The sequence below is a fragment of the Methylocystis rosea SV97 genome (assembly GCF_000372845.1).
In the GTDB taxonomy this organism is placed as follows: Bacteria; Pseudomonadota; Alphaproteobacteria; order Rhizobiales; family Beijerinckiaceae; genus Methylocystis; species Methylocystis rosea.
The window spans coordinates 344,467-360,810 of sequence record NZ_KB889963.1 but is presented as its reverse complement, the minus strand read 5'-3'; the positions used below and the strand labels follow the sequence as shown (position 1 = coordinate 360,810).

The 16,344-nt window shown below is 63.9% G+C and carries 15 protein-coding genes; 2 read left to right on the top strand and 13 right to left on the bottom strand.

Annotated features, from left to right (window positions below):
• Positions 1–9: 9 nt before the first annotated feature.
• On the top strand, positions 10–513 hold the full coding sequence (locus A3OO_RS0101960; protein ID WP_018406149.1) for a TspO/MBR family protein: 504 nt from the start codon (positions 10–12) through the stop codon (positions 511–513).
• Here the strand turns inward: A3OO_RS0101960 and A3OO_RS0101955 are convergent.
• The 5 genes from A3OO_RS0101955 to A3OO_RS0101935 all read right to left on the bottom strand — a co-directional run bounded on the left by A3OO_RS0101955 (position 510) and on the right by A3OO_RS0101935 (position 6,551).
• Positions 510–1,715, bottom strand: coding sequence for an alpha/beta hydrolase domain-containing protein (locus tag A3OO_RS0101955; RefSeq protein WP_018406148.1), 1,206 nt, complete (start codon positions 1,713–1,715; stop codon positions 510–512). The two genes, A3OO_RS0101960 and A3OO_RS0101955, sit on opposite strands and share 4 nt — an antisense overlap.
• Positions 1,621–2,292: a UdgX family uracil-DNA binding protein gene (locus A3OO_RS0101950; RefSeq protein WP_018406147.1), complete on the bottom strand. Its 672-nt coding sequence runs from the start codon at positions 2,290–2,292 to the stop codon at positions 1,621–1,623. Before A3OO_RS0101950 ends, A3OO_RS0101955 begins: the two co-directional genes overlap by 95 nt.
• A 135-nt stretch (positions 2,293–2,427) precedes the next feature.
• Positions 2,428–4,185 carry a di-heme-cytochrome C peroxidase gene (locus tag A3OO_RS0101945; RefSeq protein WP_018406146.1) on the bottom strand — a complete coding sequence of 586 codons (1,758 nt, stop codon included), beginning with the start codon at positions 4,183–4,185 and terminating at the stop codon, positions 2,428–2,430.
• A gap of 132 nt (positions 4,186–4,317) precedes the next feature.
• Entirely contained in the window at positions 4,318–4,866 is a 549-nt protein-coding gene (locus tag A3OO_RS0101940) for an RBBP9/YdeN family alpha/beta hydrolase (protein ID WP_018406145.1), read from the bottom strand.
• On the bottom strand, positions 4,866–6,551 hold the full coding sequence (locus A3OO_RS0101935; protein ID WP_018406144.1) for a lysine--tRNA ligase: 1,686 nt from the start codon (positions 6,549–6,551) through the stop codon (positions 4,866–4,868). Before A3OO_RS0101935 ends, A3OO_RS0101940 begins: the two co-directional genes overlap by 1 nt.
• Before the next feature lie 466 nt (positions 6,552–7,017).
• On the opposite strand from A3OO_RS0101935, the gene A3OO_RS0101930 reads away from it, so the two are divergent.
• Positions 7,018–8,265, top strand: coding sequence for a carbohydrate porin (locus A3OO_RS0101930; RefSeq protein WP_018406143.1), 1,248 nt, complete (start codon positions 7,018–7,020; stop codon positions 8,263–8,265).
• 102 nt (positions 8,266–8,367) lie between these two features.
• Here A3OO_RS0101930 and A3OO_RS24155 read toward each other — a convergent pair whose 3' ends face one another.
• From A3OO_RS24155 to mbnB, 8 genes are all read right to left on the bottom strand, one after another.
• Positions 8,368–8,532 carry a hypothetical protein gene (locus tag A3OO_RS24155; protein ID WP_245257077.1) on the bottom strand — a complete coding sequence of 55 codons (165 nt, stop codon included), beginning with the start codon at positions 8,530–8,532 and terminating at the stop codon, positions 8,368–8,370.
• A 311-nt stretch (positions 8,533–8,843) separates the two neighbouring features.
• The gene (locus tag A3OO_RS0101920) at positions 8,844–9,719 is read right to left on the bottom strand and encodes an NAD(P)-dependent oxidoreductase (RefSeq protein ID WP_018406141.1); all 876 of its coding nucleotides are present in this window, start codon (positions 9,717–9,719) and stop codon (positions 8,844–8,846) included.
• A 3-nt stretch (positions 9,720–9,722) separates the two neighbouring features.
• Positions 9,723–10,775, bottom strand: coding sequence for a GTP 3',8-cyclase MoaA (gene moaA, locus A3OO_RS0101915; RefSeq protein WP_018406140.1), 1,053 nt, complete (start codon positions 10,773–10,775; stop codon positions 9,723–9,725).
• Between the two features lie 144 nt (positions 10,776–10,919).
• A complete protein-coding gene (locus tag A3OO_RS0101910; protein ID WP_018406139.1) occupies positions 10,920–11,930 on the bottom strand; it encodes a sulfotransferase family protein in 1,011 nt (336 codons plus the stop codon).
• 53 nt (positions 11,931–11,983) lie between these two features.
• Positions 11,984–13,630 carry a methanobactin biosynthesis FAD monooxygenase MbnF gene (gene mbnF, locus A3OO_RS20975; RefSeq protein WP_018406138.1) on the bottom strand — a complete coding sequence of 549 codons (1,647 nt, stop codon included), beginning with the start codon at positions 13,628–13,630 and terminating at the stop codon, positions 11,984–11,986.
• Positions 13,627–14,928 (bottom strand): polysaccharide biosynthesis protein, encoded by a 1,302-nt coding sequence (mbnM, locus tag A3OO_RS0101900; RefSeq protein ID WP_018406137.1) that lies wholly within the window; start codon positions 14,926–14,928, stop codon positions 13,627–13,629. The genes mbnF and mbnM overlap by 4 nt, the downstream gene beginning before the upstream one ends.
• Positions 14,925–15,506 carry a methanobactin biosynthesis protein MbnC gene (gene mbnC / locus A3OO_RS0101895; protein ID WP_026222598.1) on the bottom strand — a complete coding sequence of 194 codons (582 nt, stop codon included), beginning with the start codon at positions 15,504–15,506 and terminating at the stop codon, positions 14,925–14,927. Before mbnC ends, mbnM begins: the two co-directional genes overlap by 4 nt.
• Complete coding sequence (gene mbnB / locus A3OO_RS0101890) at positions 15,484–16,311, bottom strand: methanobactin biosynthesis protein MbnB (protein ID WP_018406135.1); 828 nt, start codon at positions 16,309–16,311, stop codon at positions 15,484–15,486. Before mbnB ends, mbnC begins: the two co-directional genes overlap by 23 nt.
• Positions 16,312–16,344 lie beyond the last annotated feature (33 nt).

The window sequence follows — 16,344 nt, the reverse complement described above, 5'->3', positions numbered from 1 at the left end:
GGAGGCGCTATGAGCAGCTCGACGTCTTTTTCGGATCGGCGGCCGTCGCGGCTCGTCTTAGGAGTCGCCGCCGCGGCGCCTGTGCTCGCCGCCGCGGTGCTCGGCAGTTTCGCGACGACGCCGAACATCCCTTGGTACGATACGCTCGCCAAGCCGCCGCTGAATCCGCCAAATTGGGTGTTTGGTCCTGCGTGGACCACCCTCTATGTTTTAATGGCCTACGCCTTTTACCGCATTCTACGGCTCGAGCCGGCGACGCCAGGCCGGCGCGCGGCGATCATCGTGTTCTTTGCGCAGCTGGTTCTGAACGCGGCTTGGTCCTTCGCCTTTTTCTATGCGCGAAGCCCACAGCTCGGCCTCCTCGTCATCTTGCCGATGGCGGCGCTCCTCGTCGCCACGATCGTCTTGTTCTGGCGGCTGGACCGTGTCGCGGGATACGCGCTGGCGCCCACCGCCTTCTGGGTGGCCTTCGCCACCTATCTCAACGCCGGGATTTTCGTCCTCAATTCCTAGAATGGCGCTGATCGCGCCGCGCTGACATAGGCGTCGGCGTCCTGCTGCAGCAGCAGCCGCTCCTTGACGAGCTTGTCGGCGATGACGCGCATCGTCGCGACGAAATAGGCGCGCGACCCGTAGCGCTCGACGAGCGCGGAACGAGAGTCGGCGTTCTTCTCGCGATCAACCTTCGTCGCCGCGAAGGGAATCGCCGCGCCCGCGACGCAGAGCGGTCCTTTCTTGTCCTTTTGCGTATTGAAGCCGGTGAAGGTGGCGATCGGCAGCGCCAGATCGGGCAGCCGCAGGCCCGGAACCTCATTGCCATCCGCGTCGATTTTCGGGACGCGGCGCGCGCCCTCGGGCGGCGCCGGCAGGGCGGGAATTTTCGGCCATTTCAGATCCTGCGAGGGCGTCAGATCGACGTCGAGCGGCGCGCGCGAGGCTGGCGGCGCGACGCCCTTGGCCGTCCACTCGTCGAGGGCGGCGAACAGCGCGCGCAGCGCGGGGGCCGAGGGGCGCGCGTTCACGGGCGCGGCGCAATTTGTCGTCGCGGTCAACGCGGCGATTCCGGCAAGATAGAAGCGACGGCCGTTCGGCGGCGCGGCTTTGGTGAACTCGACGCGCGGCTTCTCGCGCCAATAGGCGTCGGCGCCCCAACTCGCGATAAAGCGCGTCGGCGCGGCGGGCTCGCGGCTTGCGTCGTGGAGCAACAATCCGTCGAATGCGGACGAGGCGTCCGACATCGCATCGGCGTCCGAGCCCTGCGCGCGGCCGAGCACGCGCTTCATCTTGAGCGCGCCGCGAAGATGGCCGAGAACATCGCGCAGGGCCGGCGCTCGAGCTTTGTCGGGGAGCTTGCCAAGATCGAGCGACAGCACGGCGAGCCCGCGCTCGAGCGCCAGCGGCTTCAAATCGTCGCTCGGTTGCGTCTGGAGCAGAAGCGCCTTTGCGCCGCTTGGCGGCTTCGCCGGCTTCGAGAGCATTCCTTTGATGTCGTAAGACGTTCCGTCGAGCTTCACCGTCGCGTGAACCGCCTCGTTCGCGCCGTCGGGACGCGTCTCAAATTTCAGCAGTTCGGCATGCGCCGCGCCGACCAGCGCCAGCGACGCGACCAGCGCCAGGCTCCTAGTCCAAAGCGCGCGCGTCCTTTTCGATCCAGCGGGCGATCTTTCGAAGATCGGCGAGGAATCCTCGCCATGCCTCGCGCTTATCCGATTCATCCTTCAAGCGTAGCAGAGAGGAGGGGTGAACGGTCGCCAGGAATTGCACGCCGTCCCCAAGGTCAATGATGTCGCCACGCAGACGCGACACCGCCTCCGAGCGGCCGAGCGCGCCGCGGATCGCGGTCGCGCCGAGCGCCACGACCAGTCCTGGGCGGAGCAGCGCGCGTTCGCGATCGAGCCACCAGCGGCAGGCGTCGATCTCGCCGGCGTCGGGCTTCTTATGCAGACGGCGCTTGCCCCGCAGCTCGAATTTGAAATGTTTGACGGCGTTGGTGACGAAACATTTGTCGCGGGCGACACCGGCGCGCTCCAGCGCGATGTCGAGGAGCTTGCCGGAAGGTCCCACGAACGGTCGTCCCGACACATCTTCCACGTCACCCGGCTGCTCGCCGATCAGCAGCACGCGGGCGCGCGGCGGTCCTTCTCCGGGAACCACCTGCGTGGCGTTTTTGTAAAGCGGGCAGCGCGTGCAGACGGCTTCTTGCGCAGCGAGCGCCGAAAGCGAAGTGGCTTCGGCGAACAGGCCGACTGCAGGCGGAGACTTCGCTCGGAGAACGAATTCGGATTTCTCCACCTGTCCCTTCCTCCGCGTCGAGCGACGCCAAGAAGGTCGATATAGGCGACCCCGCCGCGCGGAAAAGCAGACTAGGAAAAAGGGCGCCGCGTCGCTAGGAAGCGTCTCGGGACATTGCGTCCCGAGCTGCCCCGATCACAGCGTCTTCAGATATTCAAGCAGCGCGCGCTTGTCCGTCTCGCTCAACGCCGTTCCGAAGTCGTGGCCGCAATGGCTGACGCCTGAGCCTCTGTTGCAATCCGTTTTCATCAGGAAGGTCGACTTCGGCTGCTCCGCGGCCAAGCCGACAGAAGCAATGTCATAGGCCGGCCCGACTTTGAAATCCGTGACGCGATCCTGTGGCGGCTTCAAGAGTTCGGCGAGCGACGGAACCGAGGCGTTGTGCAGATAGGGCGCCGCCGCCCATATGCCTTCGAGGACGCGCGATTCAAATTTGAGTTTGCCCGGCGTCTCGGGCGCGCGGCGGCAAGCCCATCGTCCTGCGCCCGGCGTGCCCGGCATCTTGTAGACGCCCTTTAGTTCTTCGACCAAGGGCCGCAGAAGCGCCAGCGCCACGTCGGCCCTTTGACGCTCGACCGAATTCACCGTGACAGGAATGAAGTGCTGCAGGATTGCGCCGCGCGCCGCGGTCGCCAGCACAGAGACGGGCGCGTCTGTTCTGCCAAGCGGCTCAGATACGAAAGGAATGAAGGCGCCCGTCAGCGCGCCGGTGTCGACCTTCCACTCCGGCGCGAAATATTGATATTCGCGCGCGTCGGTGCCGACGTCCTGAACGGGCGTGCACCAGGTGTCCGGATTGAGCAGACGCGGCTGTCCTCGATCGATCCCATGGCAATCGGCGCAACCGCCCTCTTCATAGGGACGCTCGTAGATGAGCCGTCCCTGGGCGACGAGCATCGTGTCCACGGGCCAGGGCCATTTCGGCGGGCCGATCCGCTCGACGAGACGCTCCAACTCGATCAGCCCTTTGAAGTCGACCGAATTGGACTTGACGTAATTGAAGCCCAGAAGATGGCTGGCGTCTTTCTCCGGGAAGAATTCGCCGAAGACGCCATAGACCTGTCCGACGTTTCTGGCCATGGCCAGAATGCGGTCGCCATTGTCGGCGAAGCCCGGCCACTGCGTATGATCCTGCCGCGGCGCGTTCCACAGGAACGGCGGGCGCACCGGCGCGTCCGCCTTCCGCATATTTCCCAAAATGATATGCGTCGGGCCGGGGCCGATATCGAGGCCGGTGACGCGGTTGAGGATCATGCCGACGGCGTCGATGCGTCCGGCGCCCCAGGGCCTGTCTTTGGGCAAGCCCGCCTCGGTGATGGCGTGGTGGCGCGCATACCAGAGATCGACTTCGGCGCGCAGCTTTGTCTCTTTTTGCGGATCGTAGCCGCTTCCGAGAAGGGCCTTGGCGAATTCCGAAAAGCCCGTCGCATCCGAGAGTACTTTGCCTACGGCCGTATCGAGATCGGCCCAAAGCGCGCCCATGTCGGCGAGCGCCGGCCCGCCGTCGATCCGATAGGCCTTGCCCTCGACCTCGATCTGCCGCGTATGGCAGGCGGCGCAGCTCGGTCCCAAGACGCCATCGGCGACGACGAAGCCGACCGGGAGCCCCGGCGTCGGACTCGCGGGGTTTGCCAGATAGCCGTAGCGGGCGAGTCCATCCGCAAGAAAGGGTTGGCCGTCAGCCTGCTTGAGCGCTCTGATCCAATCCCAGGGGATGAGGCGAGAGCCTTGGCTCGTACGGTAAAAGTCGTTCCAGGCCTTTTCGTCCCAAGGGCCGGCTCCCGGAATGGAAGAGGGCTGTTCGACGCGTTCCAAGGCCATGGAAGCCGGCGCGCTTGCGAACAGAATGGCGACAGTAAGCGCCGCGGAGCGGAATGTCTTGGTGATGCTCATCTTGCAATCTTCTCAATGAACGGCCGTTACAAATTCGCGTCAACGCCGATGCAAAAACGCCTGGGAACAGCGCATTGCGTTAGAGTCGACGATCGCCAATAGCGTGTCAATACTCCGAACTGATGACGCGCGTTAGAGTTTCGCCATGAAATTGGCGAAGGCGAGCGACCCCTCCGGCCATGGCCCGTGGCCGCTGTCGACATTGATATGTCCGGCGGCGCCGGCGTCGATGAAGCGCGCGCCGATATCCTGCGCGAGTTGGCGCGCGAAGAGCAGATCGGCGTAGGGATCGTCGCTGCTGCCGACCAGCGCCGCAGGGAACGGGAGCTTCGCGCGCGGTATCGGCAGAAAGGCGGAATCGACCGACGGCAATTCGCGGATCACCGCCTCCGAGGGCGGCGCGACAAGAAAGGCGCCGGCGATCTTATCGCCGACGCGCTGCGCCGCATGCAGAGCGGCGATGACGCCGAGCGAATGCGCGACGATCACCGCGGGCCGCGCGCTCGCGAGAACCTCTTGCGCGATCGTCTCTTCCCATTCGGCGCGGATCGGCTTCTCGAAGTCGCGCTGAGTTACGCGTCGCGCTGTCGACAGTTTCGCCTGCCAGCGCGTCTGCCAATGTTCGGGGCCGGAGTCGCTCCACCCCGGCACGATGAGAATGTCGGCTTCGGCGACGCGCATCAGGCGGTTTCACGCGCCACAAAGGCGCCGTTGAGCGCGTCCTCGATCAGCTTGCGCGTCTCGGCGACGCCGTAGAGCGCGATGAAGGAGCCAAAGCGCGGGCCCTTCTTCTCGCCGAGCAGCACTTCATACAGCATGTTGAAGAAGTCGTTGGAGACGCCGGGACGCTCGGGCGTTGCGCCCTTGGCGGCAAAATCCTGGTAGCGCGGCGCGGCGCGGCCGACATCGTAAAGCGCCGACTGAATCTCTTCCGCGCTGGCGCCGTCCATGCCACGCAGCGTCTCGTCGATCTTTTGCAGCACCTCGCGCTCGACCTCGTCGGCGGGGCGATAGGTTTTCGCGGGCTTCACGAAATCGCGGAAATAGGCGACGGCGTAGCCCACGAGCTTGTCGAGCCGCGGATGATTTTCGGGCGTCGCGGATCGCGCATAGTGGCGCAGAAAGCCCCAAAGCACGGCCGGATCTTCGGCGTTGGCGACGGCGGCGAGATTGAGCAGCATCGAGAAGGAGACGCTCACGCCCTTGGCGTCGCCCTCATGCGCCAGCGTCTCGGCCTGCGGCGGGTCTCCGGCGTGGATGTGCCAGACGGGATTGCCGAGGCGGTTCTTCCAGTCCTGGCGCGGATAGGCGTCGAGAAAATTCAGATAGTCGTCGACCGCGCGCGGGATCACGTCGAAATAGAGCCGCTTCGCCGCCGTGGGCTTTTGAAACATGAATTGCGCGAGGCTCTCGGGGCTGGCGTAGGTCAGCCATTCCTCGATCGTCAGGCCATTGCCCTTCGACTTCGAAATCTTCTGGCCCTTCTCGTCGAGGAAGAGTTCGTAGTTGAAGCCTTCCGGCGGGCGCCCGCCAAGCGCGCGCACGATCGCGCCGGACAGCTTCACCGAATCGATGAGGTCTTTGCCGGCCATCTCGTAATCGACGTCGAGCGCATACCAGCGCATCGCCCAATCGGGCTTCCACTGCAGCTTGCAATGGCCGCCGGTGACTGGCGTGGTGAAGGCCTCGCCCGTATCGGGGTCGGTCCAGGAGATCGTGCCGGCTTGCGCATCATAGCCCGTCAGCGCGACCTGCATGACGATGCCGGTCTTCGGATGGATCGGCAGGAAGGGCGAATAGGTCGCCGCGCGCTCCTCGCGAAAGCTCGGCAGCATGATCTTCATCACCGCGTCGTAGCGCGTGAGCATATGCTTCAAGGCGGCGTCGAAGCGGCCGCTCTGATAATATTCCGTCGACGACGCGAATTCATATTCGAAGCCGAAGGCGTCGAGGAAGGCGCGCAGCCGCGCATTATTATGCGCGCCGAAGCTCGAATGCGTGCCGAAAGGGTCGGGCACCTGCGTCAAAGGCTTGCCGAGATTGGCGGCGACGAGTTCCTTATTCGGGATGTTGTCGGGGACCTTGCGCAGCCCGTCCAAGTCGTCGGAGAAGGCGAGGAGGCGCGTCGCGATCCTGCCCTCGGTCATGACTTCGAACGCGCGGCGCACCATGCTGGTGCGCGCGACCTCGCCGAAGGTGCCGATATGCGGCAGGCCGGACGGGCCGTAGCCGGTCTCGAACAGCACGCTCTTCTGACCGCTCGCCTCGACCCGTTTGACCAGCTTTCGCGCCTCTTCGAACGGCCAGGCGGGCGAGACGCGCGCGGCTTCGACGAGTTCGGGCGACAAGAGGAGCGGTGCGGACATGGGGTGCGAACTGGCCAATCTGTAGCGGGAAGCGCGGCACAGTAGGGAGAGGGGCTCGGGGCGTCAACGAAGAAGGAGCAGTGTCAAAACAATCCGATTGAAGCAAGAAGAGGCGCGACTCCCTCCCCTTGACGGGGAGGGGGTTCGCGAAGCGAACCGGGTGGGGTGATTTCTCGAAGCGCGCAGCAGGTATCCCCCACCCGCTCGCCTTCGGCGAGCGACCTCCCCGCAAGGGGGAGGTATTTGCGCCCTTCTTTCGAAGGGGCTTTGGCTTGGATGGACAAGCGCGGTCATGGCGCTAAGCTCGACAGCGCATGTGATTCACCGATCTGGCTGGCGGGAAGGCCGAAGAGAGATGTGGCGGCGGAGGGAATGGAGCGGGCCGGCCTCCCCGAAAAGGCGACGCGCGCGAGCGCGCAGCCTAATCGCCGCGGCGGTCGCCAGCATCGCAGCCCTGGTCGCGACGATGGGCGCGCCGGCTTCCGCCGAAGACAGTCTCGTCTCGCTCGCCAAGCAGAAATCGCTGACCGATACGCCGGGCGGCCCCAAGGATGAGCTGCGCCGGCTCGGCGTCGACGTCAACGTTTGGGTCACCCAGTTCTTCCAGGGCATTCCCGCGGGCGCGATCGACCGGACGGCGCGCTACGGCGGCAAGATGGACATGTTTCTGCGCGTCGACGGCGAAAAGCTCGGCTTTTGGAAAGGGCTCAAGTTCAACGCGCAATATGAGCACTACTTCGGCCGCAATTTGAACCGGCAGGATCTCGCGCTGCTGCCGGTCAATGTCGCCCAGGCGTTCATCGAGCGCGACGGCTATCACTCGGCGCTGTCGATGACGCTCACGCAGGAGCTCAGCGAAGAACTTTCGGTGACGATCGGCAAGTTCAACATGCTGACGCTCGCCGCGCAGACGCCGCTCGTCGGCGGCGGCGGCATCGACACCTTCATGAACCGCGCCTTCGCGCTGCCCTCGACCGGCATCGGCGTCAGCTCGCCGGAAAGCGTCGCCGACCGTCTGATTATCGCGCCGCCCTATCTCTTGGGCGGCGTCGCCGCGCTCAAGACCAAATATTTCGACCTTAGGGTCATGGTCGCCGATCCGCGCAACGCTCAGCAGGCGCGGGTCATCACGCGGCCGTTCGAGCGCGGCGTCGGCGCCGGTCTGATGGCGACCGTCCCCGTCGAGATCGGCGGCCTCAACGGATTCCATACGTTGCGCTTCGCCTACAGCAATGCGCGCGGTTTCGACCTCGACGACATCGGCGAAACCCGAGCGTCGATCGCCCGGCTCCGGGGATTGACGAAAAAGGGCTTCTGGTTCGCCTCCTACGCCGTCCAGCAATATTTCGTGCAGAGCGCGACGGACCCCAAACTCGGCTGGGGTCTGTTCACGCTCGCGACGCTGTCGGACGGCAATCCCAATCCGGTCAGATGGAGCATGCTCGTCGGTCTCGCCGGCTACAATCTCATGACGGGTCGTGAGGACGATCGCTGGGGCGTCGGCTATTACCATTACGGACTGACCCAGCCGCTGATCTCCGGCCTGGCGGCGCGGCGGATCAATCGCCGCAGCGAAGGCGGCGTCGAGGCCTTCTATAATTTCGCAGTGACCCGATGGCTGCGGCTCTCGGGCGACGTTCAGATCATTGATCCGTGGAATCCACTGCGGGCGCGGGCGAGCTATCTCGGCCTGCGTTTGCAGACGATATTTTAGGAAAAAAGCGTCTCAAAAAGAAAAAGGCGAAGACGTCCGTTTCCGAACGATCCTCGCCTCAGGCCAGCCCCTTGGCCTAATCCGGGTGCGCGACTCTCGGCGTCAATTGGCGCAGGAGACGCTACGCATGTAACGGACGCGACCCCGCTCGTCAGCTTTCGGCGTGATGACGAGCGTGCAATCTTCATCCTCGGCGCCGTAAGCGCGCCCCACTCGGATTGCCGGTCCGTGCGCCAGCGGACGCATGCCGACGTCACTAAGGCTCACGGCGGCTTGGACGCCAGTGGCTGCGGACTGAATCTTCGGATCAGACGCTGAGGGCGCAGCTGCGACAGCAGCAACCGCGCAGATGGCGACTGTGAATCCGAGGACGATCCGGGACGTGCGGCTTGCGAAAGGGCTTTCGCGCGAAACGGCCATTAATAGGGCTCCCACAGGGTGATCGGGAATTCTTCCCTGGCTCGCTACTCGAACGATGCGAACCTGGACGCTTCCTCTTTTGCCGGGGAGAAACGCAGCGGCCCCGCTAATGGTTCCGCCGCAGTCATAAAATTTTAAGACTTCGCCTTAAATCCGCCCTATCGCTCTAGCCGGGCGATGAGGCTCGACGTGTCCCAGCGCCGCCCGCCCATTCTCTCCACCTCGGCGTAGAACTGGTCGACGAGCGCCGCGACAGGCAGCCGGGCGCCGTTGCGCCGCGCCTCGCCAAGGCAGATCGCAAGGTCCTTGCGCATCCATTCGACGGCGAAGCCGAAGTCGAATTTATTAGCCGCCATTGTTTTCGTGCGATTTTCCATCTGCCACGATTGCGCCGCGCCGTTCTTGAGCAGATCGACGACGCTCTCGGGTTCGAGGCCCGCCGCCTTGGCGAAATGCAGCGCCTCCGCCAAACTCTGGATCAGGCCGGCGATGGCGATCTGGTTGACCATTTTGGTGAGCTGCCCCGCGCCCGGCGGCCCCATCAGCCGGCAGGCCCGCGCGTAGCAGGCGATCACCGGCTCCGCTTTGGCGAAGCTGGAGGGATAGCCGCCGCACATGACGGTCAGCGCGCCCTTTTCCGCCCCGGCCTGCCCGCCGGAAATGGGCGCATCGATGAAGCCGAATCCGCGCTCGGCCGCCGCGGCGTGGAGCTCCCGTGCGACCTCCGCCGACGCCGTCGTATGGTCGACGAAGATTGCGCCCGCCGACATGCCCGCGAAGGCGCCGCCGTCGCCGATCGTCACCGCGCGCAAATCGTCGTCATTGCCGACGCAGGAAAAGACAAATTCCGCGCCGTTCGCCGTTTCGGCTGGAGTCGAGAATCTTTCGGCGCCGGGGAACTCGGCCACGAACTTCTCCGCCTTCGCCACGGTGCGATTATAGACGCGCACCTTGTGGCCGGCGCGATGAAGATGGCCGGCCATGGGGTAGCCCATGACGCCAAGGCCGATGAAAGCGACGGATGTGGGCTCCATCACTCAGCCGCCTGTCATGCTCATGTGGCGGGAGACGGCGGGCGCCGGCGCGGTTCGGTCGATGATGAAGTCGTGGCCCTTGGGCTTGCGCAGGATCGCAGCCTCGATCGCCTGATGCAGCAGCGCGTCGTCGGCGCTTTCGCGCAGCGGCGCGCGAAGGTCCGCCGCGTCCTCCTGGCCGAGGCACATATAAAGCGTCCCGGTGCAGGTGACGCGCACGCGATTGCAGCTCTCGCAGAAATTATGGGTGAGCGGCGTGATGAAGCCGATGCGCCCGCCGGTTTCGCGCGCACGCATGTAACGCGCGGGGCCGCCGGTGCGATAGTCGATCTCGTCGAGCGTGAAGGATTCGCTCAATCGATCGCGCACCTCCTGCATCGGCAGATATTGATCGGCGCGTTCCGGCCCATCGAGCTCGCCGAGCGGCATCACTTCGATGAAGGTCATGTCCATCCCGCTGTCGTGGGCGAAGCGCACGAGCTGTGTGACCTCGTCCTCGTTGACGCCTTTCAGCGCCACCGCGTTGAGCTTCACCTTGAGGCCGGCGGCGCGGGCGGCGGCGATGCCCGCCAGAACCTGCGCATGCGCGCCGGTGCGGGTCAGCGCCTTGAAACGATCGGGGTCGAGCGTGTCGAGAGAGACATTGACGCGCCGGACGCCGCAATCGGCGAGTTCGGCCGCGAAGCGCGCAAGCTGCGAGCCGTTGGTGGTGAGCGTCAGCTCCTCCAGCGCGCCCGAGACAAGGTGGCGCGACAGAGCGCGAAACAGCTTCATCACGTCGTGACGCACCAGCGGCTCGCCGCCGGTGATGCGCAGCCTCTTGGTTCCGCGCGCGACAAAGGCGGAGCACAGCCTGTCGAGCTCCTCGAGCGTCAGCAGGTCGCGCCGCGGCAGGAATTGCATATGTTCCGACATGCAATAGACGCAGCGGAAATCGCATCGATCGGTGACGGAGACGCGCAGATAGGAGATCGTCCGGCCGTATGGGTCGACAAGCGGCGCCGGCGCGGCGGCCGCGGGCGTCGCAATTGCAGGCCCTCTGGCGTGGGCGTTCATCCTTACCTCGAACCGGCGGAAATTCGGCGTCCTCCATATATTGCCGGAACGCGGTCGCGTGAAGCCCACCCGTCGGGTCGCCGAGGGCCGGGACGCCGAGGCCGGGCCAGGAGCAAGGAGAGGTCTGCAGCGGAATGTCGCCTCTTAGCGGCCGGCGCCCCAGCCGAAATCCCTGCCCAGCAAAGCATAGAGCTCTTCATTGTAGGGCCGGAAGAACTCGGCCAAATTCTCCCGAAGTCCGTCCTCGAGCGTTCCGGGGGGACCCGGATTTTGCTCCTCGATCACCAGCGGCTCGACGTTGGGAAGGCCGAGAAACGCGTAAATCTCCTTCGCGGTCGATCGCGGGTCGCGAAAAAATTCCGCCGCATCGACGATGAAAACGCGGTCTCTGCCGAATTTCTCGAACAGCAGGCGCAGAAAGGGCGCGTAGATGCTGTGGCGCAGATAGCCGGCGCGCGCGCCGGAAAACGCGTGCGGCTCCATGCCGCCGCCGCGTATCATCGCCTTTTCAGCTTCGATCAAGGTTTGAAGGTCCGGAAAGCCCTTCCAATGCGGGTCCTGCGACTTGCGGCTGATGAACCGCTTCTGATCCCACCGCCAATGCGAAAACGTCCGTTCAACCGGATCGCGCAGAACGCAGATGATCCGCATGTCTGGAAACATCGACTGCGCCAGAAATATCCAAAGTGGATTGGGCATCACCGGCGTGCAGTAGCCGGTGATCGCGCCGCCGTTGCGCCGCTCCGCCGCCCTTTGCGCCGCGAGGGTCGGGAAATGCGCCATGAGTTCGCGCATCGTCTCCGTGAAGGAGATTTCCTTCGACAGCGGCAGCACGACGTGCGGATGCTGGAAAATATAGGAGGAGAGGAAAGACGTCCCGGAGCGCACCGCGCCGATCGATGCGAAGGACGGCGCCATGCGTTCGCCGGAGCCGAGCGAACGCGCCCAGACCCGCCATTTTGGCGGATTGAAAAAATAATAGGAGCGGAATTGACGCTTGGCCCGAAGGGGCAGGGCATCCAAAATCCCGCTGGCCCGCGAGAGGCGGTTGAAGTCTTGGTAGGGGGCCTGGATCGTTTCGAGCCGCTTCGGATCAACCGCCAGGATCGGTTCTGACCGGAAAGGCGCGTGGAGTTCCGGCGAAAGCATGGACATTCGACCACTCTCCTTTGCGAAGACTTTTCTTGATGCAGGATGAGGCGGTGCGCCTAGCTTGCGTCGGCGAACGCAGCCGCGTGACTGCCGCTGGATTGGCGCGTGTCGAAACCGCGCACGCGTGCAAAACTCGCTTCGAGCGTTGCGAGCGGATCGGGACTTCGGCCGCGCGAGCGCCAGGCGATGTAGCCGTCGGGACGCACGAGAAGCGCGCCTTCAGGCGAAATGCGCAGGCGCGGCAGAAACAGCCCTTCGGGATCATCGACGTCGAAGCCGAGGCGGCAGACGCCAAGCGGCGCTTTCGAGCGCAGGGCGATGCGCCGCGCCGCCTCGATCCAGTCGCCGCCATCGGGGCCGGTAAAAAGCATGAAATCGCGTCCGATCAGATCGTGAGAGGAGATCGTCTCCTCGCCGCGCCGCAACCAGACATGCGCCAGACGCGTTCCCGGCGCGCCGCTCGGGCGAAGCGGATCTTCGACGCATGCGCCGTCGTCGAACTCATCAGCGACGATTGCGTCGGAGCGGTAGCGATAACCCATAGATGTTTCGAGAAGGCCGTATTCGTCTTTCCGAATGCGGATGTCCTGACGATCGGGCAGGAGGCGCTCGACGTAATTGGCGATCGACCGCGCGATCGCGATCCGCGCCACGGGCTTGCGCTCGATCGCATAGCTGTCGAGCAGCGTGGGCGCAGCCTCGCCCTTAACGACGAGCGCAAGTTTCCACGCCAGGTCGGCGGCGTCCTGGATCGCGGTCTGTCCGCCGAGCCCGCCGACGGGCGGCGTGATGTGCGCGCAGTCGCCCGCAAGGAATACGCGGCCAAAAGACATGCGATCGGCGAGGAGAGCGGCCATCTGCCAGGGTCGAATGTCGAGAATCTTTACTGCAAGATCGGCGACGCCAAGCGATTGGCGAACGAGCTCTTCGCATCGTTCTTCATCGAAATCGGACGCCTGATCGCGCGTGGAATCATATTCGATGTTGATCTGGCCGTGATTGGGCTCGTCGCAGGTGACGAAGGCGCCGCTGAACGCCGGATTGCGAAGATAATAGAGCGCAAATCCCCTGCCTGGCAGGATCGCGTCGAGATCGGCCTCGAACAGCACAGAAATCGTATCGGCGAGAACGCCGGGGCCTTCCATTCTGACGCCGCCCATATCGCGGATCGTACCGCCGGCGCCGTCGGCGGCGATCAGGTAGTCGGCAAAAACCGTCGTCTCTTGTCCCGACGCTTCATCGCACAGGATCGCTTCGACGCCGTCGTCCCGCTGCGAGAAGCGCTCTAGCGTCGTCGAAAATCTGATATCGGCGCCGTTCTCGCGGGCGAAGCGCAGCAGCACGGGTTCGACGCGATCCTGGCCGGCGGTGCATATTCTGCTGGGAGACACGGGCGTTGCGTCGAGCGAGATCTTAGTGACGAGCGTTTCGATCGGCGGGCTCGTGACCGACTCCGCGATGATGAGCGTGGACTCATTGGCGCCGGCGCGACTTGCCGCGAACAGCGCATCCTCCAAGCCGGGGACGACGCGCAGAACTTCCATGCTGCGGCGGTTGATCCCATGCGCTTTCGGCAGTCGCGACGTTGACGCGCGTCGCTCGACGAGACGGCAGGGGACGCCGCGCCATGCAAGCAGCGTCGCCGCAGACAGACCGGCATAGCCGGCGCCGACGATCAGAACCGGGACTCGCTCCACGCTCATTGCACATGTCCTTTGGAGGGCCACGAGACGCCAAGAGGCTCTTCGGGAGCTGATCGAAGTCCGCGCCAGAGCAAGAAAACAGCGACGATTTCAGGCCAGATCAGCGATTGATAGGCGATCTCGGGACGGTTGACGGAGAGACCGAACAGAATGAACAGCGGCGCGATGAGCCACTGCGCAAGCACATCGACGGAGGTCAGCTCTGCGAAGGCGCTCCGAGCGAGCGTTAGTCCTCGGACGATGCTTCCGATGAATCGGATGGGTATGGAAAGCGCCAAGCAGGCGACGAAAACGGACCACCAGGGTCCGTGTTGGCGGTAGAGAGCGTCCCCGATCCAATCGCGCCCCAATAGCAGCAAGACGGCGGCCGTCAGCGCGATTGGCGCGCCGACGCGCATCACCGGTGCAAGCGCTGGCGTCCAATCCTCGGGAGATTGCTTGGGAAGGTAAATGGCGAGATAGCGCATCAGCGTAATGAGTGGACCAAGAACGAACAGCATGAAGGTTTGCGCGGCCGCGTAGGAGTCGAGGCGTTGGCCGTTCGCGGCGTAATGCCAGGGGAGCGAAAAGAGCGTCAGCGAGAAGAGCATCGCCGCCTGCGGCGACAGCACCCGCAACGCTTCCCAGAAGGTTCCGCTCAGAAAGGAGCGCGCAAAGGCGAGTTCGGGAAGGCGCAATTTGCGCGCGCCATGCGCGTGCAGCCGACTCCATAACCAAAAGGACGAGGCGGCGGCGACGACGCAGCCCGCGAGAAAACAGCCGGTAAAACCCAATCCGAGGGTCTGCATGAAGAGGACGTTGGCGCCGGCTTTCGCTGGAATTTCCGCGAGCTTCCATGTGAGAACCGAGCCGCCGCGTCCGAGGGCGTGCAATAGGAATCCTTGCGTGTTCGATAGAACGCGGAAGGGCGCGCCGGCGACGAGCCAAAGGATCGGGGCGCCGATATAGGGAGCGGCGGCGGCGTCGCCCATCAGGGCGTCAAGGAAGATCGGATAGGCGACGAAGCCGAAAATCGCTGTCGCGACGCCAAGCGCGAGGGAAAGCGCGCAGGTCTTTTCGATCGCGTCGGCCGTCTCGCCCTTCTTTTGCGCATGGCCGAGCGCGACGGCGGCGACGGCCGCGGAAGCGATGGTGACCGCGACATCGAGCAGCGTGATGCGCATCAGAATCGCGTAGGCGCCCGACGCGCGGCCGCCCAATCGCGCAACCATGGCGAGATCGATCTGCATGATGAAGGCGGCTGCGGACGTGCTGGCGAACAGGAACCAGTATCCGCGCCACAGCGGCGCGCTTGTCATCGCGCGAGGCTCTGCCACCCCGGAAATATGTCGAGTTCAAAGCTCGGCAGCGTAAAGTAGCCGAAGAGGTCTGGCGGCGCCGGCAACGGCTCCTCGGGTTCGATAAGCTCGATCTCTCGTCCGAGGCGAACGTTGCGGCATTTCCAGCCGATGACGAGATCCGTCGTATCAGCGCATCCGATCACGATCCCGCGGCTTCGACCGCGATCGAGGATCGCCCACCGCGCGGCGGAGGCCGCCATGATCGACCGGAGATATTTGTCGTCCGCCAACAGCCGTTCCTTGAACGGCGATTGGCGCAGCCAAACATAGACCCAAAGATAATAGGACCAGTCGAAGGCGAGCTTCTTTTCTTCAGCCCAGGCCATGAAAGGCCGGAAAATCGACATGCCGTCCGGACCGGAAAGCTCCAGCAGTTCTGGGCAGATGTCGAAGAGGGTGTGCCAATAGATGCGCAGGCTCACGTCGATCCGCACGAACGCCTTGTGGTCCGCAGGATATTTTGCGTTCAGCTGCGGCGACATCAGCGCAGGGTAGAGGTCGCGATCAGTCCGACTAGGCAGTGAGAGCAAGGTCATGACGCGTTTCTTCTGGTTGGCCGAACAGATCGCGCAACGCCTTCAGATCGACGACGATATCGTCGAACTCGATCTGATCGTCGCGCTCATAGGTCATCGTCGCGCCCGACTTGTCGAAGACCGATCGAAAATTCTGGAGGAAGGCCAGCGTGTCCGGCGCCAGCGCCTCGGCATGGGTGTCGAGCGAAATGAAGGGCTCGATCAAGGACTGCCTATAGCCGGCGACGTGGAAATGCTGGGCTTTCGCGATCACGTTGCGCCAGGCCTCGAACGGCGTCCCGCAATTGCGATTGGCGCAGACGGCGTTGGAGGCGTCGAACAGCACGCCCGCGCCTGTTTCCTTCATGAGGCGCTCGAAGAAAGCGGGCGCTTCCAACCCGCCGTCCATGATGGACGGGTAATTCTCGAAATGAATGCGCTGTCCGACCATCTCCTGCCATTGCACGACCTTGTCGCGCACGGATTCATATTCGGCGGAATAATCGATTTCGCCTAAGTGAAAGAAGGCGCGCCCCTCGTGAGAAAAGCGCAGAATATGGTCGGAGACGTAAATCGGGTTCAGCGCGTCGATGTAATCTCGAAGCCGAGCGGCGAAATCGACGAGCGTCGGCCGATCGGCTTCGAGAAACTTCGAATACATAATGTGCAACCCGACTGGACAATCGAACGCCTTGGCTAATTCGTCTGGATCGACGCAGAAAAAATTGTCGATAAGAAATTCGCAATAATCGATGTGCCCTTCGCCGATCAGCCTCTGAGCCATGTCATAGGTGTCGCCGAGCGTGAAATTGAAGCCAAGTCGCATCTCTTTGTCGCCTTCGTCTTGACGCGCCGAACG